The organism is Shimia sp. Alg240-R146, from assembly GCF_947331465.1.
Taxonomy (GTDB): Bacteria; Pseudomonadota; Alphaproteobacteria; order Rhodobacterales; family Rhodobacteraceae; genus Shimia.
The window spans coordinates 374,328-398,651 of sequence record NZ_CAMZOK010000002.1 but is presented as its reverse complement, the minus strand read 5'-3'; the positions used below and the strand labels follow the sequence as shown (position 1 = coordinate 398,651).

Genomic DNA, 24,324 nt, shown 5'->3' with positions numbered 1-24,324 from the left:
TCTCTGGCGCACATTTGGGAACCACCCTTCGGGACCGTCTTTTAGGGATGACAATGACGACCGACCTCACCGATCCTGTGGCACAGGAAAGCGGCCTCTTTAGCCGCCCGATATTTGAAGACCCCGAAGCGCGCGCCCTGTCGCGCGTCGGCGTGGTGGATGTGGGGTCAAACTCCGTGCGCCTTGTGGTGTTTGACGGTGCGGCGCGCAGCCCCGCCTATTTTTACAACGAAAAAATCATGTGTGCCTTGGGCGCAGGTCTGGCCCAAACCGGCCGCCTCAACCCCGAAGGACGCAAACGCGCGCTGGCCGCCATCGCACGCTTCCAACGACTGGCTGAGGGTATGCGACTATATGGCGTGACAGCCGTGGCCACAGCTGCCGTACGCGAAGCCATCGACGGCCCCGAGTTTTGCGAAGAGGTACGGCGAGAAACCGGCGTGCACATCCACATCATCGATGGCCGCGAAGAGGCCCGCCTGTCCGCGCAAGGCGTGCTGCTCGGCTGGCCAGGCGCCTACGGTTTGGTTTGCGACATCGGCGGCTCGTCGATGGAGCTCGCCGAAATCATCGATGGCGAAGTTGGCCGCCGTGTCACCTCCTCTCTTGGCCCGCTAAAACTGCGAGACGTGAAGGGCGGCAAAAAAGGGCGCAGGACCTTTATCAACGACACGTTGGACCGTTTGAGAGACGAGATGGGCCAACAGAAAAACCGGCTGTTCCTCGTCGGCGGCTCATGGCGCGCCATTGCCCGCATCGACATGCACCGGCGCGGCTATCCGCTGCACGTCTTGCACGAATACCGCATGTCGGCCTCCGCCATTCAAAAAACCGCCAACTATATCAAAGACCACGACCTCGAAGACCTTCGCCAGAAATGTGGTATCTCCAGCTCACGCATGGATCTCGTGCCTTTAGCCATAGAAGTTCTCAAGGGTGTGTTGCGCCGCTTTCAGCCGCGCGACATCGCGGTCAGTTCTTATGGCATCCGCGAAGGTATGCTTTATGAGCAAATGCCCGACCATGTGCGACGCCGCGACCCCCTGATCGAAGCCTGCCGGTTTTCCGAAGCCAAAGACGCCCGCATGCCAGGCTTTGGCCGCTCGCTCTACAAATTCATCCTACCGCTGTTCAAAACTGCCAAATACGAAAAACAACGCCTGCTCAAGGCCGCCTGTTTGTTACATGACGTCAGCTGGCGCGCGCATCCCGACTACCGCGCCGAGACATGTTTTGACACCACCACGCAGGCCAATCTCGGCGGCCTGCGCCACTCCGAGCGTGTGTTCATCGGCCTTGCGTTGCTGCACCGCTATCGCAACCGCCGCGAAGGCACGCGGTTTGAAAACCTCTACGGCCTGATCGACGACAAAGCCCAAAAAGACGCCGAGGTTCTGGGCAAAGCCATGCGTTTTGGGGCGATGCTCTGGATGCAGAACCGCGAGGACATGGGGGAACTTTATTGGCGGCCCAAGAAACGCGAACTGCACCTGAAATTGCCGCCCGCCACCGGCGCGCTTTACGGCGAGGTGGCCGAAGCGCGCTTCCATTCACTCTGTCGCGCGCTTGATGCGGATCCGGTGGTCAAAATCGGAAAGTAAGCCTGGCCTCGCCACTGAGCGCGTTCTGGCTAGGTTCTAAAGCTCCACCCCATCCGCTGCGTCCTCTTCGGGCGCGGCCATTTCCTCGGGTGTCTTTTTGCGCAGAATGATGTCGCCATTCTCCAGCATTTGGGGCGCGTGATAGCTGCTCCAATCCTCAACTTGTTCGACAATGCCGGCCATCGCAGGTCCCATCTGCATCAGGAAATCCTGCATCTTCGGGCCGATCTGTCCGGCCAGCTCCCGCATACCGTCAAGCGCAGGCGCCATCTCCTCCTGCAAGCCTTTGAAAAACAGGCGCGCGCCTTCTTCCATCAGGCTGCTGCTTGCATCCGGCGCCTCCTGTGGCTCCGTCTCATCGGCCCATACGGGCCCCGCCGCCAATGCGGCGCATAGGATCAAAACATGCTTCATAACACTTATATGGGCCCCCGCCCGCCTGTCTTCAAATGTCGATATCCAGCACCACCGGAAAGTGATCGCTCGCCGTAAGCAACGCATTGCGCAACTCGGGTCGCGCATAACAGCTGTGGTCCTCAAACGGATGCCAAATCCGCCACTTCGGGTTCGCATCACGCAGACCTTCGGACACAAACACGTAATCCAACAGCGCCTGCAAGTAACGGTCCTCATCCGAAATGAAGAACCGCGCCGAACTCGGCTGCGCGCCGATCCTCTGTCCCAACGCCATCCGTGCATGTGGGTCAAACAGCCGCGACGCGTCGCCAACGCCCATGACAATCTCAACTGACGAGCGCCCGAACAGATCCTCATATTCATCCAGACCCGGCCCATCGTTTAAATCACCGAGAACAATCAGGTCTTCGCCTGCCTGTAAATGCCCCTCAATCCGGCGCCTCATCCAAATCGCCTGCGCCAACTGTTTGCGCCGGTTGGCAATCGACAGGCGCATAACCTCGTCCCGCGACTTGGCACCATGAGGGGCTTTGGATTTAAGATGTGCCCCGATCATCCGCAGCGTGCGGCCCGCTTTCGTGCGCACTGCCAATTCTAGCGGAGGCTTGGAGAACACCACCTGATCCTCGGTCGCATCGACATCCAGATCAATCCTGAACACCCCGTCAAACCGCGGCGCATCTGTCGACGTGTTGTGTCCAACCGGATCGTGGTGGGCGTCCAGCGCATCAGGATCAAACAACAGCGCAATTTCCTGCTGGGTGTCATTGGAAAATCCCATGACCGCTTGCCGCGCCCGCAACCCAAAGACCTGCGCAAAATGCTCCAACGCCGTCACCGTGCGGCGCGTCCGTCCGTGATCCGGCGCTTCGATCACCATGACCGCATCCGCATCCAACGCAGCAAACACGATGCCCAGCGCTTCCGTCTGCTGTTCCCGCGTCACGTTCCACCTGCTAGACCAGCCGCCATCCATTACCAGTTGGTCTTGATCGTCAAACAACGACGAAAACCATTCGACGTTATAGGATACAATCCGCATCAAGCGGCCTCGTTGATCTGCTCCCAAGCGCGGTTCACGTCAATCAGACGTTTTTCCGCCAGCTTGATCGCTTCCTCGGGCACGCCACGCGCAAACATCGCGTCGGGGTGTGTGTCTCGCACCAACTGCCGCCAGACCTTGCGGATTGCCGCCATATCCATGTCTGGCGTGACGCCCAACACGGTGTAGGGATCGGCCTCTGCGTCGGGCACAAACCGTGCGCGCATCGCAACAAAGGCGCGCTCCTCCATACCCAAAATATCCGCCACCCGCATCAAAAAGACATCTTCATTGGGGTGATATTCCCCGTCCGCAACCGCGATATGAAACAACCCTTCCATAAGGTCGTCCGGCGTGCCCTTGATGGCTCCAAACAGGCCTTTAATGCGTTGCGCGTATTCCTCAAAACCCGCCACATCCTGCCGCGCCATGTTGAACACACGCGCTGCGTTGGCTTCGTCTTTGGCCTCAATTTGGAACACCTCGCGAAAGGCCGTGACCTCATCGCGCGTGACCAGCCCGTCCGCTTTGGCCATCTTGGCACCCAAAGCGATCACAGCAATGGTAAACGCCACTGACCGCTCTGGCGGCGAACGCAGATGGTCAAATACCGTGGAAAGAGGCTCACCCTGACTAAGGGAAGCAAGCGCCTGAGATATGCGGGTCCAAATCGACATGACGCTACCTTAACTTTTGCACACGCGAAATAAAACGCCGCATTACAGCATTTTCTGCATCAAAACCAAGTCCATCCAGCGTCCGAACTTGCGTCCCACCTCAGGCATCCGTGCCACCTGCGAAAATCCCATCTTTTCGTGAAATCCAAGGCCCGCAGTGTTTTCGCCGCTGATGCCAGCAACCAAAACATGCACGCCTGCCCTTCGTGCCCGATCCTCCAACGCTGCCAACAGCTGTCGCCCGGCTCCACGCCCCCGCGCCGATGGATCCAAGTGTATGGTGTATTCCATCGTTTGCGCATACCCCGGCCCACCGCGAAACTGGAAAAAGGTCGCAAACCCAAGCACCTCGTCTGCCTCTTCCGCCACCAAAAAAGCGTCGCCACGTGCAGCAATCTCCGCCTTAAGTGCACCGTCGCTCTTTTCCGCTGTGGTAAACGTCGACACCCCATCCCGAATCTCACGATTCCAAATGGCCGCCACCGCCGCCACATCGCCGCTTTGTGCTGTGCGCAAAATCATTGCAAAACCCGCTGCCCATGCGGCGTATCAAACGTCGCTCGCAACCCAGCCGCACCTTCGACATAGACCACCCGCGCATCGCGGACCGGCACAGCGTCATGCAATCTTGCAGCGTCCGGATGCGCCACTTCCAGCCGTACCAATGTGCACCCTGACGGCGCCAACAAGGTCGCCGGCGTGGGCGACACATCCCATTGCATCAATGCCGGAAAGCAATCTTCAAACGGCAACACGCCACTTTTGGGCACGGCCATCCGCCAGCGCAAACCTCCGCGGGTCAATTTCACAGGCTGGCCAACATCCAATTCAATCGCCGCGACATCCGCAACCAGATCATCGCTCCGGCAAATCCAGTTGCCGAGTTTGGGGACACCCTCAAAACGGTCAAGATCAAACCATCGCGCATAGGGCAATTCGCCGACAGCGGGATCCACTGCAATTGCCTCCAGATAGAGACCGTCTCCCAGCCCAATCAACTGATTGTGCGTGCCAAAATGCGCGTGTTGCCCGCCCGGCCCCATTGCCACACCTAGCGCCTCTTCTACATGCGCTACTGCCTCCTCAAGGCTCTCGCCTGCCACGGCCAGGTGATCCAATTCCAACATGCGCCACTCCTCTTTTCCGCCTCACAGGAAACCCCAAAGCGCCCGCCGCCACAACGTAAAAAGGGACGCCAAAGCGCCCCTTCCTTTGCCAAAAATATTCTGGAGATGTGGAGGCTGACCCCCACTCGCTCACCCCCGCGCCGCGCGGATCAGGCGCAGAATATCCTGTGCCGCTTCCGGAATATTTGTGCCCGGCCCAAAGATCGCCTTCACGCCGGCCTTTTGCAGGAATTCATAGTCCTGTTGCGGAATAACCCCGCCACAGATCACCAGAATCTCACCGGCATCTTTGTCCTTCAAGGCTTGAATCAACTGCGGTGCCAAGGTCTTGTGACCCGCCGCTTGCGACGAAATCCCGACCACATGCACGTCATTGTCCACCGCGTCCTGCGCCGCCTCATCCGGCGTCTGAAACAGCGGACCCACGTCGACATCAAACCCAATATCGGCAAAGGCCGTTGCGATAACTTTGGCGCCACGGTCGTGACCGTCCTGCCCCATTTTCACCACCAGCATACGCGGACGGCGTCCCTCCTCGTCGGCAAATTCCTCTACCGACTTCTGGATCGCGGCAAAGCCTTCGTCGCCTTCATAGGCTGCGCCATAAACACCGGCCAATGTCTTCACTTCCGCGCGGTGACGCCCGAACTCTTTCTCCATCGCCATGCTGATTTCTCCTACCGAGGCCCGCGCCCGTGCCGCTTCCACTGCGGCGGCCAACAGGTTGCCGCCCTCTTTTGACACGCGCGTCAGATTGGCCAACGCCGCCTCACACGCCGCACTGTCACGTTCCGCACGGATTTTCTCCAAACGCGCCACTTGGCTTTCGCGCACAGCCACGTTGTCCACGTCCAGGATGTCGATCGGATCTTCGCCGTTTTTGCGGTATTTGTTCACACCCACAATGACTTCGTCACCTTTGTCGATCATCGCCTGACGGGTCGCCGCGCTCTCTTCAATGCGCAGCTTGGGCATGCCGCTGGCCACAGCCTTGGTCATGCCGCCCATCTCCTCGACCTCTTCCATCAAGGCCCAGGCCTTCTGGATCAGATCATCCGTCAGCGCCTCGACATAGTAAGAGCCCGCCAGCGGGTCGACCACGTTTGTCACGCCAGTCTCTTCCTGCAGTACCAGCTGCGTATTGCGCGCAATCCGCGCCGAAAAATCGGTAGGCAGTGCAATCGCCTCGTCCAGCGCGTTGGTGTGCAACGACTGCGTGCCGCCAAGAACCGCCGACATCGCCTCATATGCAGTGCGGATCACGTTGTTATAGGGGTCCTGCTCCTGCAAGCTCACGCCCGAGGTCTGACAGTGGGTCCGCAGCATTTTGGAGCGCTCGTTCTTCGCGCCAAACTCGGTCATGACTTTGTGCCACAAGAACCGCGCCGCGCGCAGCTTGGCCGCTTCCATGAAGAAGTTCATGCCAATCGCAAAGAAGAAGCTCAGTCGGCCCGCGAATTTGTCCACATCCATGCCCGCGTTCATCGCCGCACGCACATATTCGCGCCCGTCCGCCAGCGTATAGGCCAGCTCCTGCACAAGGTTCGCGCCCGCTTCCTGCATGTGGTAGCCGGAAATCGAGATCGAGTTGAACTTCGGCATCTCGTTGGACGTATATTCAATGATATCCGAGATGATCCGCATCGATGGCTCGGGCGGATAGATATAGGTGTTGCGCACCATGAACTCTTTCAGAATGTCGTTCTGAATGGTGCCGGCCAGCAAGGCCTTGTCGTGGCCCTGCTCTTCGCCTGCGACGATGAAACTTGCCAAAATCGGCACCACGGCGCCGTTCATGGTCATCGACACCGACACTTTATCAAGCGGAATGCCGTCAAACAGGATCTTCATGTCCTCAACGCTGTCAATCGCCACGCCCGCCTTGCCGACGTCGCCGACTACCCGTTCGTGATCACTGTCATAGCCACGGTGCGTCGCCAGATCAAAAGCCACCGACACCCCCTGCTGACCAGCAGCAAGGTTACGACGGTAAAACGCGTTGGATTCTTCAGCGGTCGAAAACCCGGCATACTGACGGATTGTCCAAGGGCGCCCGGCATACATCGTGGCTTTCGGTCCGCGCGTGAACGGACCAAACCCCGGAAGCGACCCCATATGGTCCAAACCCTCGGTGTCCGCCTCGGTATAAAGCGGTTTTACATCAATGCCTTCCAACGTTTTCCACGTCAGATCATCCAATGGCCGACCACGCAGTTCTTTTTCTGCCAGCTCTTCCCACTTCTTGGTGTCGCTCATCGCTTTACCCTCTTTTTTGTCCCTTGGTCAGGTTCCCACCAACGGGCGTTTGCCCGCCAGCACTGGATCCTTTTCCTCAATCAAATACGCCAGACCGTCTGCGCCTGACCGCAGCCACTTCAAATCGGCTGCGTATATTTCTCTCAACGTCTCTATTTGAACTGCGTTGAACGGCTGCCAGCGGCCACTGCCATCTGGCAGGTCCTCTTCGTCCTCATACCGATCCAACAGCACTTCGCGCAGCGCGTTCAACTGCGGGATCTGCGGTCCCATGCCAACGCGCAGATTGGCCGGCGCACCAAAACGCCCCGCCACAGCAAATTCCACGACATCATCAGGCCTCTCGCCGACCCGCTCGAACGGTGCCACCAAAATTTCAGCTCCCGGCATCGCCGCCGCCAAATCGGTGATCACGCGTCGCCAACTCCGCGGCTGCGTCACCAGACGATCCAACTCCGATTGCAACGGCAAAGGAAATCCGTTTGTCACAGCATGCGCCAACGCCGCCGCCCAGTAATCCTCAAGCGCACGAATGTTGACAAACACCCGCTTCACCCGCCCCTCAAACGCATGCGCCATCCGCGCTCCGCGCTCACCCGCCGCCGGATAAAGCCGTTCTGTTGCGACATTGTCAGACACGCCGCCCAGAATGCCGGGGTCACAGACCAAAAGCTCTTTGGCACGCGCCTTTTCCAACGCCGCACACCGCAGCCGCACCCGACCGGCGCCGCGCATACGCCGCCGCTCCACCCCATGCAGGCCGGACCGCAAAGTCAGCCCGTCAAACAGCCCTTTGCGGGTGTCTGACACTGTCCAAAGCGCCAATCCGTGATCGCGCAGTTTTCGCCGGTTTCGTTCGAGGTAATAGGTCAACGAGGACACACCGGTCAGATGCGCCCCCACGTGCAAAATTACGTCCATGTTTCCATGCACCTTGTCAAAGGCCGCGCTGCCGCCTTGCGGCGTGGCATAAAACGGCTGGATATCCATCCCGTCCATCATGCTGCTACACCTGTGCATTTCCGGTTAATCTTTGCGAAATTGGCCACCTTGGTCTGATAGGTGGTCGCAATAGCTGCCAAAGCGCCTATATTGGTCCCAACAGGAGAGACCATGAAACACCGCTTAGCCTTTGTTCTGACAAGCTTTCTCGCCGCTTTTACGGCCCCGGTTCTGGCGGCAGAGGACGCAGCCGAACCGTCTTTGGTGCGCGCCGCCTCAGAGGTGGACCTGAGCGACTTTCTCTGGATCAACCGGCCCCTAGCTGTATTTGCGGACACCGACCGCGACCCGCGTTTCATACAGCAAATGGCCTTGATCGAGACCCTTGCCCACGAACTGGCCGAGCGCGACGTGGTGGTACTTGTAGACACCGACCCCGACAACCCGTCCGCTCTGCGCACAAAGCTGCGCCCGCGTGGCTTCATGCTCGTGTTGATCGGCAAAGACGGCAATCCGTACTTGCGCAAACCCTTCCCGTGGGACGTGCGCGAAATCTCTGCCTCCATCGACAAAATGCCGATGCGCCAGCAGGAATTACGCGACCGCAACCTCAACTGATCCTGAAACCTGATATGTCGGCACACGCAGCTCACGGCATTGGCACCCCGCGCGCGGCCACCAGAACGTCATACCAATCCTGACGGCTCAGCTTCACATCAAATGCCTGTGCCGACGCCCGAATGCGGTCCACGTTTTGCGTGCCAATCAAAGCAAACACATTGGCCGGATGGGCCAGCACCCACGCCAAAGCGACGTGATCCACGTCCACACCTTCACGTGTCGCAATCGCATCCAGCACCGAAAGAACCCGCGCCTCTTGCGTCCCCGCTTCCGGCTGATGCGCCGTCGTCAACCGCCCGCCGCCCAATGGCGACCAGGCCATCGTGGCCAAACCAAACTCTTGCGCCACATCCAACGTGCCATCTTCCAGCGGATCAATCGCCAGGGGCGAGAACTCCGGCTGCGTCGCCACCAACGGAAAATCCAGCTTGGCCTGCAGAGCGCGCAGTTGGGTGTGGCTGAAATTGCTGACGCCCGCTTCACGGATCTTGCCATCGCGCCGCAACTGCGCCAACGCTGCCGCCACTTCATCAAACGAGGCCAAAAGATCCGGTCGATGGATCAGAAATACGTCGATTGTGTCGGAGCGAAGCCGCGCGAGTGATCCCTCGCAGCTCTCGATCAGATTTGACGCGCGGCTGTCGTAGGGCACAGGTGGATGAATTCCCGCCTTGGTCACCAAAACCGTGCGTTCCCGCAACCCTTTGTGCGCGGCATACACCTCGCCCAACACGGCCTCCGCACCGCCAAATCCTTGCTGCCCAAAACCGTAGATCGCGGCCGTATCAAGCATAGTGGCGCCGATCTGCAACGCCGCGTCGATCTTGGCTGTCGCCTCCGGAACGGATGAGCCCGCAAACCGCCAACAGCCATACGCCAAACGGCCGACCTCAAACGGGCCGACTGTTCCGATTCTGGATATTTGCTGCGTCTCAGCCGTCATAATACTACCCACCAACGCGGTCTGTGACCGCGAAATTTTTGCGCCCCCACCCACGCAACAGGAGGGGGCAGCCCGGCGATGCCGGGCCCGTTACGTCAGGCGATCACTCAAACTCCATGATCACGTCATCCACCGCGAGGCTGTCACCAGCCGCCGCGTTGATCTTGGTGACCACGGTGGTTTTTTCCGCCCGAAGGATGTTTTCCATCTTCATGGCTTCCACCGTGCACAGCGCCTGACCTTCCTGCACTTCGTCGCCCACTTCCACGTCGACCTTCACGATCAGACCCGGCATTGGACAAAGCAGCATCTTGGAAGTGTCCGGCGCGACTTTCTCGGGCATCAGTTTCGCCAACTCCGCCTGACGCGGCGTGCGCACATGTACCGTCATATCCGCGCCACGGGTGCGCAACCGGAACCCGCCTGGAAGTTTGCCAACCTTCAGCACCAATGGCCCGTCAACGTCCACCTCGGCCAGCTGATCGCCCGGTGTCCAATCCGATGCCACTCGTAGCTTGCTGCCATCGTCAAACTTGATGGTCGAGCCATCTTTGTCCGCCTTCACCTTCACTGCAAAGTCCTGACCTTGCAGGCTCACAACCCATTTCTTGCCGACGCGACGCTCGTGGTTGTCCATCCGGCCCGACACCCGCGTGCGACGGATCTCAGCCACGCGGTACATCGCCGCCGCAGCCGCCGCCACGCGCTTTAGCTGCGCTTCCGGCAATGCAACACCGTCAAACCCATCGGGATACTGTTCCTCGATAAAGGCCGTGGTCATGTCCCCCGCCATAAAGATCGGATGATCCATAACCGCACTCAGGAACGGCAGGTTGTGGCCAATACCCTCAACCTCAAAGCTGTCCAACGCCACGCGCATCGCCTCTACGGCTTTGTCGCGGGTCGGCGCCCATGTGCAGAGTTTGGCGATCATCGGATCGTAATACATGCTGATCTCGCCGCCTTCATAGACACCGGTGTCATTGCGCACGACAACGTCACCAGCACCGCCCGGCTGTGTGCCCGGAGTGTAGGCTTTGGTCTCGGCAGGCGGGCGATAGCGCGTCAAACGACCAATCGACGGCAGGAAGTTGCGATAGGGATCTTCAGCATACAGACGGTTTTCAATCGCCCAGCCTTGCAGTTTCACATCGTCCTGAGTGATGCTCAGCGGCTCACCATTGGCGACACGGATCATCTGTTCAACAAGATCAACACCAGTGATCAGCTCGGTCACAGGGTGTTCCACCTGCAAACGTGTGTTCATCTCAAGGAAGTAGAAATTCTTGTCGCCATCAACGATGAATTCCACGGTGCCTGCGCTGGCATATCCAACCGCCTTGGCAAGCGCGACGGACTGCTCACCCATCGCCTTACGGGTCGCTTCGTCCAGAAACGGGCTCGGTGCCTCTTCGACAACTTTCTGGTTCCGGCGCTGGATCGAGCATTCGCGCTCGCCCAGATACACGCCATTGCCATGCGCGTCGCACAGCACCTGAATCTCGATGTGGCGCGGCTGGGTCACGAATTTCTCGATGAAAATCCGGTCATCCCCAAAGCTGTTGGCAGCTTCGTTCTTAGACGACTGAAACCCCTCTCGGGCTTCTTCGTCGTTCCACGCAATCCGCATGCCTTTACCGCCACCGCCGGCGGAGGCTTTGATCATCACCGGATAACCAACCTGGTTTGAAATCTTGACCGCATCTTCGGCGTCCTCAATCAGCCCCATATAACCGGGCACGGTCGACACTTTGGCCTCCTGCGCGATCTTTTTGGAGGTGATCTTGTCGCCCATCTTCTCGATGGCACCCACAGGCGGGCCAACAAACGCCACGCCTTCGGCGGCCAGCGCTTCGGCAAATTTAGAGTTCTCCGACAAGAAACCATAGCCCGGGTGCACCGCCTGTGCGCCGCTTTTGCGGATCGCGTCCATGACCTTGTCGATCACGATATAAGATTGGTTCGCGGGCGGCGGGCCAATATGAACGGCCTCATCCGCCATCTGCACGTGCAACGCCTGCTTGTCGGCGTCCGAATAAATCGCCACCGTTTTGATGCCCATCTTGCGGGCAGATTTGATCACACGACAAGCGATCTCGCCGCGGTTGGCAATCAGAATTTTGTCGAACATATCAGTGTCCTTCTTGGTCTTGAACTGCGGACGCGGCCGCAGACGTTGGCAACAAAAAAGCCACCGCCGCGCTTATGCACGTCGATGGCCTTGGGGTCGGGATCGACTGCGAAGCAGCCGAAAATATCAGATCAATACGTGTGGCGCAGGCGCGCTCAGCACTTGTTGGAGAATTCCTGACAATAAATGGCGTTGGCTGCGCCGCCAATGATGGCACCCGCTGCAAGGTTGCCGCCAACCACGGCTGCGGTCGCGGTGCCCGCGCCAGCGCCGATAAGCGCCTGTTCGCCAAGCGTGTCGCCGCAGGCCGCAAGGCCAAGCGCCGTTGCTCCTGCCAGTATGATTTTGTGAATCCGCATCTGTCCTGTCCTCTTGCCCGTCCGGCTCTTGTGACCGGTTCTTTCGCTGTTTGGCATTGCCGATGCCCTAGGTATCCACTTGAAAAAACGGGTGATTCTGCAGGGACGCCACAGAACCACCCGAAAGGGGAAGGGTAACGGAATACACTGTTACAAGAGCCAGCCGCTCCCGGCCGAGGCTCCATGTCCACCACTTTGGCACAGGTCGCGCAGCGCGCAATTGACAGTTTCTTAACAGCCACGAGATGAGCACCTTCCTGCTCATTCCGTAAACCTCTAGGCGAAATCATGCCCATTCCTCGCCCTTGCCGTTGAAGGCGTCCGGAAACGACGCCCGCGCAACGTTCACATCGATGCGCAGCAAGGCGTCATAGCTTGCCGGATCAAACGGGTCTTCGGCGGGTACAACTTCGCGGCCAAACAGCCAGCTCAACCGACCCGCGTCCAGATTGCCGCGCTCAAACGGCTCTTCGCCGAACTGCTCCCAAAGCGCTTGCATGAAACCGGCATCGGCACGCCGGTCAGGCGGCCTGCGGTCGCGAAACCGCTCGCGCTCCGTAAGCGCAGTCACGCCTTTGGGGTTGGCGCGTCGGATGACAAATTGAAAATCGGTGCCGGGAAGGCGTCCGGGGAAGCCGCGATGTTTGATCATGCCGCGCCTCCTTTCTGCAAAGGGGCGCTAATGCGCGCGGTATCTCGGGAAAATCTCTGAGCCTGTGTCAGAGGCTGGACAGGCCGTCCGGCCTGCCCATATCGCGTGTAACCGGAGTTACTTATATTTGCCGGTGTATTCCGGCTCAGTCGAAATCGGCGCTGGGTCGACCACGACGTATTCTTCGACTGGTGCGTTATCGGCGCAGGCGGCCACGACAGTGACCAAACCAACGGCGAGGAATGCTTTGATGCTCTTGGACATCTTTGTCTCCACGTATTGTTTTCAATTGTAGCAGGGCCATTCGACCCTGCCTGCCTCAACGCCACAGGTGTGTGGCATGGGCGCACAATAGAGGATTCATAAGCAAAAAGATACGGATAGCCCACCAAGCTAATGTGCTGTGGCCGCAATGTCGCAAATTTCCGCTCGTCCACAGGCTTGGCCGCTAGATATTGTGGTGTCATCAGAAACCCTCCCAGATGCAGGCCCCGTTTTCGATGCTAAACGCCTCAAAAAACTGGGTTGCCAGGGTGGTTGTGACGCCAAATTCGGTTTCACGATCCGCCATCGAGATGATCACCTGATCGACCTCCTTGGCCTCAACCGCGAGGTAGGGCACGGCGACACCGATACAAAGATGAAAGAAATCATCTTCGATCTGGTGAAACTCCAGACCTTGCCGGATCAACGGCATCACATAGCGAAACCGCGCGACCTGACTGCTGTCCTGACGGGTCTCGAAAATGATCTCCTGCAAGCGGATCTCATTTCCGGAAGGCACGGCCGGTGTCTCCTCCAAGGCCCCGGCCGTGGCCGCGCTCCATAAGGTCCCTCCAAGCGCGGCAGATGCTATAAGTGCGGCGCGGCCGATCATGCAACCGCCCTCCCGCGAGTGGCGTGACGCACCCAGCGCGCACGGCGCTTGGGGCAATCCAGAACGCCCTGAATTGTGCCTTCCACATGGGCTTTGGCAACCGCTCCGGCCACCTGCCCCCCTGCTCTCACATGCAATGCACCGCCCTCGCGGCGCACCTCAACTGCTGGTGCAAAGCCCCGCAGCCCCTGCAACGCCCGCCACATATCCTGCCGCACTTGATGTGCCACAGCCAACCGGCTGCCATCTGGCAACACAGTGGATGCCGACACGTCAAACCGCGCCAAGGCCAATCGGCTCAGCGTCAGCGTGTCATCCACGCATGTGATATGCCAGCGGGCTTTGCTCACTCGGGTGCATCCTCATCACTGGTGTCAAACTCAGCGGGGCTGATGATTTCGATCAGCTCCATATCATCCGAGTGGCGCACTTCACGGTGTTTGATGCCAGGCGGCTGCAACACACAAGACCCCTCGCGCAATACATGCTCGCCCTCGCCTTCGTATTCAAACACCACCCAGCCTTTGGTCACATAAACCATCTGAAACTCAAGATCATGGCTATGCCACGCCGCAGGGCTTTCCATGCCCGGCACCGCGCGAATGACATGCGCTCCGAACTTGCCACCCGAAGCGCCTTCGATTCCCAAATCGCGATACTCAAAGAACGCACGCAGGCCTTTGCCCACGAACTTGCCCTCGTCGGCATGGACAATCGTAAACGCTTGGGTGTTGAAAACGGTGCTCATGCTTAGACCTCTCTGATGACCCAAAACCGCGCTAGGACGTATCGCCCGCCGCTGACGCGGCGGGCCTTTGACTCACAACGGAATATTATCGTGCTTCTTCCACGGGTTCTCGAGTTTCTTGTTCCGTAGGCTCGCAAACGCGCGGCTCACCCGCATGCGGGTCGACTTCGGTTGGATCACCTCGTCGATAAAGCCGCGTTCCGCTGCCACAAATGGTGTCGCAAAGCGGTCTTCATAATCCTGCGCGTGGGCCGCGATCTTCTCAGGATCACCCAGATCCGCACGATGAATGATCTCCGTCGCGCCTTTGGCCCCCATCACCGCGATCTCCGCAGTTGGCCACGCATAGTTGAAATCGCCGCGCAGGTGCTTGGACGCCATCACGTCATACGCGCCACCATAAGCCTTACGGGTGATCACAGTCACCTTCGGCACCGTCGCCTCGCCATAAGCAAACAACAACTTCGCACCGTGTTTGATCACGCCACCGTATTCCTGGCTCGTCCCCGGCAGGAAGCCCGGCACATCCACCAGCGTCAGGATCGGAATTTCAAAACAGTCACAGAAGCGTACAAACCGCGCCGCCTTGCGTGAGCTGTCGATGTCCAGACAGCCCGCCAGCACCATCGGTTGGTTCGCCACCACGCCCACGGTCTGGCCTTCCAGACGGATAAATCCCGTCAGGATGTTTTTGGCGTAGTCTTCCTGAATTTCGTAGAAATCGCCTTCGTCCGCAATCTTCGCGATCAGCTCTTTCATGTCATACGGCGTGTTGGCGTTTTCCGGCACCAGCGTATCAAGGCTGGTTTCAATCCGGCCCGGCTCATCAAAGAACGGACGCACCGGCGGCTTCTCGCGGTTGTTGAGCGGCAGGAAGTCCACCAGACGGCGCACTTCCGCCATCGCTTCCACGTCGTTTTCAAACGCGCCATCCGCCACAGACGACTTCTTGGTGTGCGTCGACGCACCACCCAGCTCTTCTGCCGTAACAACCTCGTTGGTGACGGTTTTCACAACGTCAGGGCCGGTCACAAACATGTAAGACGTGTCTTTGACCATGAAGATAAAGTCGGTCATCGCGGGGCTATACACTGCGCCGCCCGCACATGGGCCCATGATCACGCTGATCTGCGGCACAACGCCCGAGGCCATGATATTGCGCTGGAACACTTCGGCATAGCCGGCCAGCGAATCCACGCCTTCCTGAATACGTGCGCCACCCGAGTCGTTCAGACCGATGATGGGCGCGCCGTTCTGCATCGCCATATCCTGAATTTTGCAAATCTTCTGAGCATGTGTTTCACTCAGCGAACCGCCAAATACAGTGAAATCCTGTGAGAACACATAGACCATCCGGCCATTGATTGTGCCCCAGCCGGTAATCACACCGTCACCCGCAGGCTTTTGATCTTCCATGCCAAATTCGGTGCAACGATGCGTTTTGAACATGTCAAACTCTTCAAAACTGCCTTCATCAAGCAAGAGTTCGATGCGCTCGCGGGCTGTCAGCTTGCCTTTGGCATGCTGGCTGTCGATGCGGCGCTGACCACCCCCCAAACGGGCTGTTTCGCGGCGCTCTTCCAGTTGTTGGAGGATATCTTTCATAGCAGGACCCCTGTAATTTGGGGCGACCATAGTCTGCGATGCTGCGCTGCAAAAGGATTTTCCGGCAAATTTGCAAATCGCACCATCAACCATCCTAGTAAATTGCAAACCTGCAAATATTTCACAGTTTAACCACCCCATGGACATTCCGGCCCCACAAGCCTAATTCTGACCTTATGAACGATCATTCACCCGCCCAATTTCTTGACCGCCAAAGTCCTCCGAACATCGCCACGCTGATCCTGCTGGCGGGTGTGTCGGCGCTGTGCATGAACATCTTCCTGCCCAGCCTGCCGTCGATGACAGCCTATTTTGACACCGACTATGGCGTCATGCAGCTGTCGATTGCGGTCTATCTCGCCGTGAATGCGGTGCTGCAAATTGTGGTCGGGCCGGTCTCGGATAAGTTTGGCCGCCGCCCGGTGATCTTGTGGGGTTTGTTCATCTTTCTCATCGCCACTCTGGGCTGCATCTATGCACCTAACGTCGCGCTGTTTCTGACTTTCCGCATGCTGCAAGCCGCCGTTGTCGTCGCTATGGTGCTCAGCCGCGCTGTGGTGCGCGACATGGTCCCCGCGGATCAGGCCGCCAGCATGATTGGCTACGTCACCATGGGCATGACCGTTGTGCCGATGCTTGGACCCGCGCTTGGCGGTGTGTTGGATCAATACTTCGGATGGCAATCCAGTTTCTGGATGTTATTTCTTGCCGGTCTTGCCATCTTTTGGCTGACGTGGCGCGATCTGGGCGAAACCAAATCATCTTCAGGTCTGACGCTGAAGCAACAGTTCAGCGAATATCCCGAGCTCTTCCTCAGCCCCCGTTTCTGGGGGTACAGTCTCGCCAATGGCCTCACGTCTGGCGCTTTCTTTGCCTACCTCGGCGGCGCACCGTTTGTGGCCACCGAACTCTTTGGCATGTCGTCCGCCGAAATGGGCATCTACTTTGGCGCACCTGCGGTTGGCTATTTTCTAGGCAACTTCTTGTCGGGCCGCTACTCCGCCCGTTTTGGTGTGAACCGCATGGTGCTTGCCGGCTGCGCGATCTGCGGCGTCGGCGTCGGCATGTCGCTTTCCCTCTTCGCAGCCGGCTATGGCTCTGCCGAGGTCTTCTTTGGCTTTATGACGCTTGTCGGCATCGGCAACGGCCTCGCGATCCCCAACGCCACCGCGGGTGCGCTGTCGGTACGGCCGCATCTTGCGGGCACCGCCTCTGGCCTCGCGGGCGCAATTATGATCGGCGGCGGCGCCGCGCTCTCCGCTTTGGCGGGCGCACTGCTAAACACCGACACGGGCGCCTTCCCGCTCCTGTGGCTGATGTTTGCCACCAGCATCGCCGGCGTGTCCGCAATTTCTCTGGTCATCTGGCGCGAGAAACACCTCGGCATCTGATCGCTGCCCTTCTGACCGTCTCAATTTCACTGCAACCAAGACGTTTCGCCGCAACCCGCGCGAAACACTGGCGCACATGACTTTGCAAAGTTATGTTTGCAGCTATGCAAACCGGAGACTCACATGCCCACGCAAAAGCTTTACGCCGGCGCAAAACTGCGTGAAATTCGCACGCGGCTCGATCTGACACAAAAAGATTTCGCCCAGAAACTTGGCGTCTCCCTGCCCTATTTGAACCAGATGGAAAACAACAACCGTCCGGTTTCAACCACGGTTGTCCTATCTCTCGCACAGGAATTTGGCCTCGACGTCACCGAGCTTTCCGCAGGAGACAGCGAACGCCTGGTCAGCGACATGCGCGAAGCTCTCGCCGACCCTGTGTTGGCCGAGGTCTCGGCCCCACTTGCCGACCTGCGCCTCACAGCCTCAAACGCCCCCGCACTGGCCCGCGCCTTTCTTGAATTGCACCGCGCTTATCGCCAAACCCACGAACGGCTAGCGTCCTTGGACGAGGCCCTTGGTCGCTCAGATGTGCAAGCCCAAGCCAGCCCGTGGGACGAAGTCCGCGACTTTTTTCACTATTGTGACAACTACATAGACGCGGTCGACCGCGCCGCCGAACACTTCGCAACCTCGTCAGCTCAAGCTGGCGGCATCCGCGCCGCCGCCATCGCTGCACTGCAGGCGCGCGGCATCACCGTGGCATTCACAGACATCGACGCGCTGCGCGACTTTGACGCCAAGGGCCAAACACTGCAGATTTCGCGCTACGCCCAGCCCGAAACCCAAACCTTCCAGCTGCTTCTGCAAGTGGCCCTGCTACAAAGCGACAAACTGCTCGAAGCCACCCTCGATTTCGCCCGCTTCCACACCGATGCAGCCCGCGCGATTGCCAAAATTGGCCTTGCCAATTACTTCGCCGGCGCAGCTCTCATGCCTTACGGCGAATTTCTGGCCGCCGCGCATGACACCCGCCACGATCTCGAGCTTCTGGCAAACCGGTTTGGCGCCTCCATCGAGCAGGTCGCGCATCGCCTCTCGACCATGCAACGCCCCGGAAACAAAGGCATCCCCTTCTTCTTTGTGCGTGTGGATCAGGCCGGCACCATCACCAAACGCCATTCCGCCACCCGTCTGCAATTCGCCCGTTTCGGCGGCGCCTGCCCGCTCTGGAACGTGCACCGCGCCTTTGAAACCCCGGGCCATTTCCTGCGCCAACTGGCCGAAACCCCGGACGGCGTACGCTATATTTCACTGGCCCGCGATGTATCCAAATCCGGCGGCCATTTCGGCGCGCCTGTGCGCCGTTACGCCATCGCCTTGGGCTGCGAAATCCGCCATGCTGACGCGCTGGTTTACGCCGACCATATGGAGCTTGATAACCCGCAAGCCTTTGAGCCCATTGGCATCTCCTGTCGCATCTGCGAACGCGCCGATTGTCACCAACGCTCTGTGCCACCGCTTGAACGCCGCCTGACCATCAACGAAAACGCCCGCGGCGTGCTGCCTTACGAGGTTGGCTGATGCGTCTCGCTTTCCGGCTGCTTTCATTGACGATCATGTTGGCCTTTGCCGCCGTGACGCTGGCGGGACCAGCCGAGCGCCTGCTGATCTATCCGTTTGACAAGACCCAAGTCACTCCCGCCGACGCTGGCCTCTCCGGCGTCACCGAACAGGCTTTCGATTTTGATGGCGAAACCCTCGTTGTCTGGACCGCACCGCCAAAACTGGGCCAACCAGTGATCTTCTACCTACATGGCAATGCCGGCAATCTCGCCAACCGCGCCGGGCGCTTTCGGCGTTTCATGGATCGCGGTTACGGCCTCATCGCGCTGGCTTACCCGGGCAGCAGTGGCAGCACCGAAGCCCCATCAGAGGACTCTCTCAAACGCTCCGCCAAGCTTGTTTGGCTGGAAAAACACGCTCTCTTGCCGCTCACCTTTCTCCCGCCTAGCAGTTCAAAAACCATAGTCTACGGCGAAAGCCTTGGCGCAGCCGTCGCTATTGGGCTCAACGCATCGGCCGCCTCAGACCACATGAAAGGCGTCGGTCCAGCCGATGCAATTATCCTCGAAGCTCCCTTCACCTCCATCAAAGCGCTGGCGCAACATCACTACCCCGCACTGACACCACTGCAAGTGTACACAGAAGGACAGTGGGACAGCCTGCGATGGGCGGCTCAACTTCGACATCCTTTGTTGGTCATCCACGGCACAAACGACAGTCTCATCTCCATAGAAATGGGGCGACAGATTTTCTCCGCCGCCCCCTCCGAATCCAAGACGTTCCTTGCCGTCAAAGGCGCCGGTCATACCGACCTATGGCGCTCTGACACTCTGCCGAAACTCTATGCTTTCATCGATCAGTTCGCCTTAAGATAGGCGTAGATCTCGTCTTTGAGCGCACCGCGCCGTTTGCGCAAATCCATCTCCGCCAGCTCCTCACGCGGCTGCACATTGGTTTCCGCAGCATGCACCTTGCGATTGAGGTCGTGATAGTCTTCGGCCAGTCTGGCAAAATGCTTGTCCGCTACCTTAAGCGAACTCATTTTTTCAATGAACTCGGGGAATTCGGCGGCCAACTCGTGGGGGGTGTTCGACATTTTTAGCGCTCCTCGTTGAAAGTCGCCCAATTGCTAGGCGGAATTTAGCGCCCGCACATTGACTCCGATCAAATACCCCCAACAAAACCATTTGCGTGACAGATCATCGCCCCCTCGTGTAGCCTCCATTCTGAAACAATTTCTTTCCAAGCCCTTGGACGCACGCCTTTATCGGGGAACACCATGCGCATTTTCAAACCGGCAACGGCCCTTTTTGCCCTCACCTTTCTCACCGGATGCTTCAGCGACGGCGACGTGGTGCCCGTCAATCTCGACTACGCCAAAACCAACTACGGCTACATCAACTCCGGCGACTTCAAAGCCGGTAGCTTTTTCCTGTGGGACAAGGGCGAGCACCGCATGGTGCATTTGTCCGACGTGCCGGGGTTTGAGGCGCCGCCAAATCCGCGCGATAAGACCGTGCAAGTTGCAGACTACACCAGCGGCGCATCGTTTGGCGTCGGCGGTCAGAAAGCTGCGATCAAAGCCAAGGCCGACGCGATGATGTCGGCGCGGTCCGCCTTTGAAATTTCCTATCCAAACTCCGTTGTCTTTGACAACACCATCACCCGCGTCACCCGCTATTTGGGCAACGACATCCGCGACGGCGGCGGCCTTTTGGATGAATGGGGGTTCCGCACCGCCGTCAACGATCCTGAACAATTTTACGTGCTCGTGCGCAAGGTAACCTATGGCGACGGCATCAGGCTCCTGGTCGACGGCGAGACCGAGGTCAACGGTGGCTTTTCCGTGATCATCAAAGGTGCCGACGTGAACGTGCGGGTCCAAGGCAAAGGGCTCAACGCCATTCAGGGCACCGACACAGAAGTCGCCTTTGATGTTTACGTCATGCGCCCGTTCTGGAAGCAAACCGGCGCAGCCCAAACGCCAAGCTTTGCTGTAGATCACTTCGTCAAAATTGACGGGCTGCCCGACCTTTTCCGCTCCACCTCACGGCGCGACGGTTAACGCTGCGCTGTTTGCCAGTCCGGATGGAACCAAGGCTCGGCATTTGACGCCGCAAGGCTTCGGCCCAGAATGTGGTCAGACGCCTTTTCACCGGTCATGATCGACGGCCCATTGAGGTTGCCGTTGGTGATGCGCGGAAAGATCGAGCTGTCCGCCACCCGCAACCCGTCAACGCCAATAACGCGACACTCGGGATCGACAACGGCGCTCGGATCGTCCGCCGCCCCCATCTTGCAGGTGCCACAAGGGTGATAGGCGCTTTCGGCATGCTCGCGGATAAAGCCGTCCAGTTCTGCATCGCTCTGCAACGCATCTCCTGGCTGGATTTCATGTTTCACGAATGGCTTCATCGCGTCTTGGGCAAAAATCTCCCGCGTCAGGCGCAGCGCCGCACGGAAATCCACCCAATCCTGCTCGGTCGACATATAGTTGAACAGAATATGCGGCGCCGCTTTCGGATCTGCAGAATTCAGCGTCACCGCGCCCCGTGAGGGCGAGCGCATCGGGCCAACATGGGCCTGAAATCCGTGGCCTTCGGCTGCCGCCTGCCCGTCATAGCGCACGGCAATCGGCAAGAAATGATACTGGATATCAGGGTACTGCACGCCGGCACGCGACCGTATGAAACCCGCACTTTCAAACTGGTTGGACGCGCCCAGTCCCGTTTTGGTGAACAGCCATTGCGCGCCCACCATCGCCTTGCCCAACAGGTTGAAATGTTTATACAAAGTGATCGGCTGCTTACATGCCACCTGCATGTAGACCTCAAGGTGATCCTGCAAATTCTGCCCGACCCCCGCACGATCTGCGACCACGTCAATGCCATGCTCCGCCAGATGCGCCGCAGGCCCGATACCCGACAGCATCAGCAATTTGGGGGAGTTGATCGAACTCGCTGCAAGGATCACTTCGGCATTGGCGCGAATGACTTGCACCTGCCCACCGCGTTCGATCTCGACACCCACCGCACGGCCATTTTCGATGACCACACGACGCGCCAACCCTTTGACCAGATCACAGTTCTCCCGTTTCAGCGCCGGTTTCAAATATGCATTCGCCGCCGACCACCGTCGGCCATTGTGCACCGTCATGTCCATCGGGCCAAAACCCTCTTGCTGCTGCCCGTTGTAGTCGCCGGTAACCGGATACCCAGCCTGACGACCGGACTCGACAAAGGCCGCATGCAACGGGTTGTCGCGCGGCCCGCGGCTCACATGCAGCGGACCATCGCTGCCGCGCCATTCAGCATCGCCGCCCTGCCCGCTTTCGTGCCAATGCTCCATGCGCTTGAAATACGGCAGCACATCAGCATAGCTCCATCCGGTCGCGCCGCTCTCCGCCCAATGCTCATAATCGCCCGCATGCCCGCGCACATAGACCATGCCGTTGATCGAGCTTGAGCCGCCAATCACTTTGCCACGCGGGCAAACCAGCTGACGACCGCCCAGATGCGGTTCCGGCGCACTCATATAGCCCCAGTCATACATCGACATGTTCATCGGATAGCTCAGCGCGGCCGGCATCTGAATAAGGGGGCCAACGTCGCTCCCACCATGCTCAATCACCAAGACGGACTTGCCCGCCTCACTCAGCCGATACGCCATCGCGCAACCTGCGCTGCCCGCGCCGACAATCACATAATCCGCCTGCATCAGACGCACCCTCTAAACATTTGGAATCCCGGCCTTTTGGCGGTCGGGGTGGGTGGGTGGGCGACCGTCAAAGGGCCGACCCACACCGCAAAACCGATCAAAACGGCGCCTCTACATCGCCCATGCGCACATAGACTGACTTTACTTGGCTATAATGGTTGATGGCTTCTTTGGAGTTTTCTCGCCCCACGCCGCTCATCTTCACCCCGCCAAATGGCGCCTCAACCGGCGCATCATTGTAGGAGTTGATGAAGCAGCTGCCCGCTTCCAGTTTGCCGATCACACGGTGTCCGCGGCTCAGGTCCGATGTGAACACACCCGCTGACAGGCCAAATTCGGTGGCATTGGCGCGCGCGATCACCTCTTCTTCTGTGTCAAAATCCAGCACCGACATTACGGGGCCAAATATCTCTTCGCGCGCGATCGTCATGTCATCGGTCACATCAGCAAACACTGTCGGCGCAAGGTAAAACCCGTCGCGCTCCAATCGCTCACCGCCATAAACCAGCCGCGCGCCTTCATCTTTTCCTTTGGCCATGTAACCGAGCACAATGTTCATTTGCCGCTCGCTCACCATCGGGCCAAAGCTTGTCGCCTCATCCAACGGATCACCAATCACCGCATCACCCAGACGCTCGGCCAGACGGGCAATGAACTTTTCCTTGATGCCCTTTTGAACAAACACGCGCGTGCCGTTGGAACACACCTGACCAGAGCTGTAAAAGTTGCCCAGAATGGCACCGCCAACAGCGTTCTCAACATCCGCATCGTCAAAGATAATCAGAGGCGATTTGCCCCCCAATTCCATCGTCACATGTTTCATGTGGCTGGCCGCCGCCGCGTAAACTTTTTTACCGGTCGGCACCGATCCAGTCAGGCTGACCTTGTCCACACGCGGGTCATTCACCAACGCGGCGCCAACCTCACCCATGCCCTGCACAACGTTGTAAACGCCTTTGGGCAACCCGGCCTCAAGCAAGATTTCCGCGACTTTCAGCGCACACATCGGCGTGGTCTCGGACGGTTTAAACACCATCGCGTTGCCGCAAGCCAACGCTGGCGCGCCTTTCCAGCAAGCGATCTGCGTTGGATAGTTCCATGCGCCGATACCGACGCACACGCCCAGTGGCTCGCGCACGGTGTAAACCCAATCTTCGCCCAGCGGGATATGCTCACCCGTCAGACTGGCAGCCAGACCACCAAAGAACTCCAGCGCATCCGCGCCGCTTGTGGCGTCCACCGCACTGGTTTCCTGATATGGCTTGCCGGTGTCATAGGTCTCAAGAACCGACAGCTCGTGATTGCGCTCCATGATCATCGCCGCAGCACGGGTCAAAATCCGACCGCGTTCACGTCCCGACATCGCCGCCCATACTTTTTGACCGGCTTTGGCGCTGTCCAAGGCACGCTCGATGATTGTGGGGGTCGCCGCAAAGACCTGTCCAATCACTTCGCCAGTGGCAGGATAGACGATGTCAATCGGCGCGCCACTGGGGTCCTCAACATATTCCCCGTCGATAAAATGGCTGGCAGTCGGTTGCAGCTGCATCGTGCGCTCCTAGCAATTCTGCGCCCCAATTGGGCGACCTAATTCCTCCGGATTCCCTCCGGCAGCAAAAACCCTAGCACCGCTTTTTCATTTTTTAAATGCTCATTTAAAAATTTTATTTGAATGACAATATTGCACCTGACGGCGGCTCGCTCCAAAGTGG

25 protein-coding genes are annotated in these 24,324 nt (G+C 58.7%); 6 read left to right on the top strand and 19 right to left on the bottom strand.

Annotated elements, in window-relative coordinates; translation table 11 throughout:
* The first annotated feature begins 53 nt into the window (after positions 1–53).
* A complete protein-coding gene (locus PG871_RS11130; protein ID WP_270729342.1) occupies positions 54–1,601 on the top strand; it encodes a Ppx/GppA family phosphatase in 1,548 nt (515 codons plus the stop codon).
* 36 nt (positions 1,602–1,637) lie between these two features.
* On the opposite strand, the gene PG871_RS11125 is transcribed toward PG871_RS11130, so the two are convergent.
* The 7 genes from PG871_RS11125 to PG871_RS11095 form a co-directional block, all read right to left on the bottom strand.
* Entirely contained in the window at positions 1,638–2,015 is a 378-nt protein-coding gene (locus PG871_RS11125; protein ID WP_270729340.1) for a hypothetical protein, read from the bottom strand.
* A gap of 31 nt (positions 2,016–2,046) precedes the next feature.
* Positions 2,047–3,060, bottom strand: a complete 1,014-nt coding sequence (locus PG871_RS11120) for an endonuclease/exonuclease/phosphatase family protein (protein WP_270729338.1) — start codon at positions 3,058–3,060, stop codon at positions 2,047–2,049.
* Entirely contained in the window at positions 3,060–3,737 is a 678-nt protein-coding gene (locus PG871_RS11115; protein WP_270729336.1) for a molecular chaperone DjiA, read from the bottom strand. Before PG871_RS11115 ends, PG871_RS11120 begins: the two co-directional genes overlap by 1 nt.
* Before the next feature lie 42 nt (positions 3,738–3,779).
* A complete protein-coding gene (locus PG871_RS11110) occupies positions 3,780–4,259 on the bottom strand; it encodes a GNAT family N-acetyltransferase (RefSeq protein WP_270729334.1) in 480 nt (159 codons plus the stop codon).
* Positions 4,256–4,861 carry a VOC family protein gene (locus tag PG871_RS11105; protein ID WP_270730872.1) on the bottom strand — a complete coding sequence of 202 codons (606 nt, stop codon included), beginning with the start codon at positions 4,859–4,861 and terminating at the stop codon, positions 4,256–4,258. The genes PG871_RS11110 and PG871_RS11105 overlap by 4 nt, the downstream gene beginning before the upstream one ends.
* 132 nt (positions 4,862–4,993) lie before the next feature.
* On the bottom strand, positions 4,994–7,120 hold the full coding sequence (gene scpA / locus PG871_RS11100) for a methylmalonyl-CoA mutase (RefSeq protein ID WP_270729333.1): 2,127 nt from the start codon (positions 7,118–7,120) through the stop codon (positions 4,994–4,996).
* 27 nt (positions 7,121–7,147) lie between these two features.
* Positions 7,148–8,122, bottom strand: coding sequence for a hypothetical protein (locus PG871_RS11095; RefSeq protein WP_270729331.1), 975 nt, complete (start codon positions 8,120–8,122; stop codon positions 7,148–7,150).
* 111 nt (positions 8,123–8,233) lie between these two features.
* On the opposite strand from PG871_RS11095, the gene PG871_RS11090 reads away from it, so the two are divergent.
* Positions 8,234–8,680, top strand: a complete 447-nt coding sequence (locus tag PG871_RS11090) for a DUF4174 domain-containing protein (protein ID WP_270729329.1) — start codon at positions 8,234–8,236, stop codon at positions 8,678–8,680.
* Between the two features lie 31 nt (positions 8,681–8,711).
* Here PG871_RS11090 and PG871_RS11085 read toward each other — a convergent pair whose 3' ends face one another.
* From PG871_RS11085 to PG871_RS11045, 9 genes are all read right to left on the bottom strand, one after another.
* Positions 8,712–9,626, bottom strand: a complete 915-nt coding sequence (locus PG871_RS11085) for an aldo/keto reductase (RefSeq protein ID WP_270729328.1) — start codon at positions 9,624–9,626, stop codon at positions 8,712–8,714.
* A gap of 103 nt (positions 9,627–9,729) precedes the next feature.
* On the bottom strand, positions 9,730–11,757 hold the full coding sequence (locus PG871_RS11080) for an acetyl-CoA carboxylase biotin carboxylase subunit (protein ID WP_270729326.1): 2,028 nt from the start codon (positions 11,755–11,757) through the stop codon (positions 9,730–9,732).
* A gap of 155 nt (positions 11,758–11,912) precedes the next feature.
* Entirely contained in the window at positions 11,913–12,116 is a 204-nt protein-coding gene (locus PG871_RS11075; RefSeq protein WP_270729324.1) for a hypothetical protein, read from the bottom strand.
* Positions 12,117–12,402: 286 nt separating this feature from the next.
* On the bottom strand, positions 12,403–12,768 hold the full coding sequence (locus tag PG871_RS11070) for a hypothetical protein (RefSeq protein WP_270729322.1): 366 nt from the start codon (positions 12,766–12,768) through the stop codon (positions 12,403–12,405).
* 117 nt (positions 12,769–12,885) lie between these two features.
* Positions 12,886–13,032, bottom strand: coding sequence for a hypothetical protein (locus tag PG871_RS11065; protein WP_270729320.1), 147 nt, complete (start codon positions 13,030–13,032; stop codon positions 12,886–12,888).
* A gap of 202 nt (positions 13,033–13,234) precedes the next feature.
* Positions 13,235–13,645, bottom strand: coding sequence for a DUF6497 family protein (locus PG871_RS11060; RefSeq protein WP_270729318.1), 411 nt, complete (start codon positions 13,643–13,645; stop codon positions 13,235–13,237).
* Positions 13,642–13,995, bottom strand: a complete 354-nt coding sequence (locus PG871_RS11055; protein ID WP_270729316.1) for a hypothetical protein — start codon at positions 13,993–13,995, stop codon at positions 13,642–13,644. The genes PG871_RS11060 and PG871_RS11055 overlap by 4 nt, the downstream gene beginning before the upstream one ends.
* Complete coding sequence (locus PG871_RS11050; protein WP_270729315.1) at positions 13,992–14,393, bottom strand: cupin domain-containing protein; 402 nt, start codon at positions 14,391–14,393, stop codon at positions 13,992–13,994. The genes PG871_RS11055 and PG871_RS11050 overlap by 4 nt, the downstream gene beginning before the upstream one ends.
* A gap of 72 nt (positions 14,394–14,465) precedes the next feature.
* A complete protein-coding gene (locus PG871_RS11045) occupies positions 14,466–15,998 on the bottom strand; it encodes an acyl-CoA carboxylase subunit beta (protein ID WP_270729313.1) in 1,533 nt (510 codons plus the stop codon).
* Between the two features lie 176 nt (positions 15,999–16,174).
* Here PG871_RS11045 and PG871_RS11040 point away from each other — a divergent pair, with 176 nt between their 5' ends.
* The 3 genes from PG871_RS11040 (at position 16,175) to PG871_RS11030 (ending at position 19,770) form a co-directional block, all read left to right on the top strand.
* Entirely contained in the window at positions 16,175–17,389 is a 1,215-nt protein-coding gene (locus PG871_RS11040) for a multidrug effflux MFS transporter (protein ID WP_270729311.1), read from the top strand.
* A gap of 123 nt (positions 17,390–17,512) precedes the next feature.
* The gene (locus PG871_RS11035) at positions 17,513–18,913 is read left to right on the top strand and encodes a helix-turn-helix domain-containing protein (protein ID WP_270729309.1); all 1,401 of its coding nucleotides are present in this window, start codon (positions 17,513–17,515) and stop codon (positions 18,911–18,913) included.
* Entirely contained in the window at positions 18,913–19,770 is an 858-nt protein-coding gene (locus PG871_RS11030; RefSeq protein ID WP_270729307.1) for an alpha/beta hydrolase, read from the top strand. Before PG871_RS11035 ends, PG871_RS11030 begins: the two co-directional genes overlap by 1 nt.
* On the opposite strand, the gene PG871_RS11025 is transcribed toward PG871_RS11030, so the two are convergent.
* Positions 19,752–19,991, bottom strand: coding sequence for a YdcH family protein (locus PG871_RS11025; RefSeq protein WP_270729305.1), 240 nt, complete (start codon positions 19,989–19,991; stop codon positions 19,752–19,754). The genes PG871_RS11030 and PG871_RS11025 overlap by 19 nt on opposite strands.
* Positions 19,992–20,174: 183 nt before the next feature.
* Here PG871_RS11025 and PG871_RS11020 point away from each other — a divergent pair, with 183 nt between their 5' ends.
* Positions 20,175–20,960 (top strand): hypothetical protein, encoded by a 786-nt coding sequence (locus PG871_RS11020; protein ID WP_270729303.1) that lies wholly within the window; start codon positions 20,175–20,177, stop codon positions 20,958–20,960.
* Here the strand turns inward: PG871_RS11020 and betA are convergent.
* A complete protein-coding gene (betA, locus tag PG871_RS11015) occupies positions 20,957–22,612 on the bottom strand; it encodes a choline dehydrogenase (RefSeq protein WP_270729301.1) in 1,656 nt (551 codons plus the stop codon). The two genes, PG871_RS11020 and betA, sit on opposite strands and share 4 nt — an antisense overlap.
* Positions 22,613–22,709: 97 nt before the next feature.
* Positions 22,710–24,161 (bottom strand): betaine-aldehyde dehydrogenase, encoded by a 1,452-nt coding sequence (betB, locus tag PG871_RS11010; RefSeq protein ID WP_270729299.1) that lies wholly within the window; start codon positions 24,159–24,161, stop codon positions 22,710–22,712.
* Positions 24,162–24,324 lie beyond the last annotated feature (163 nt).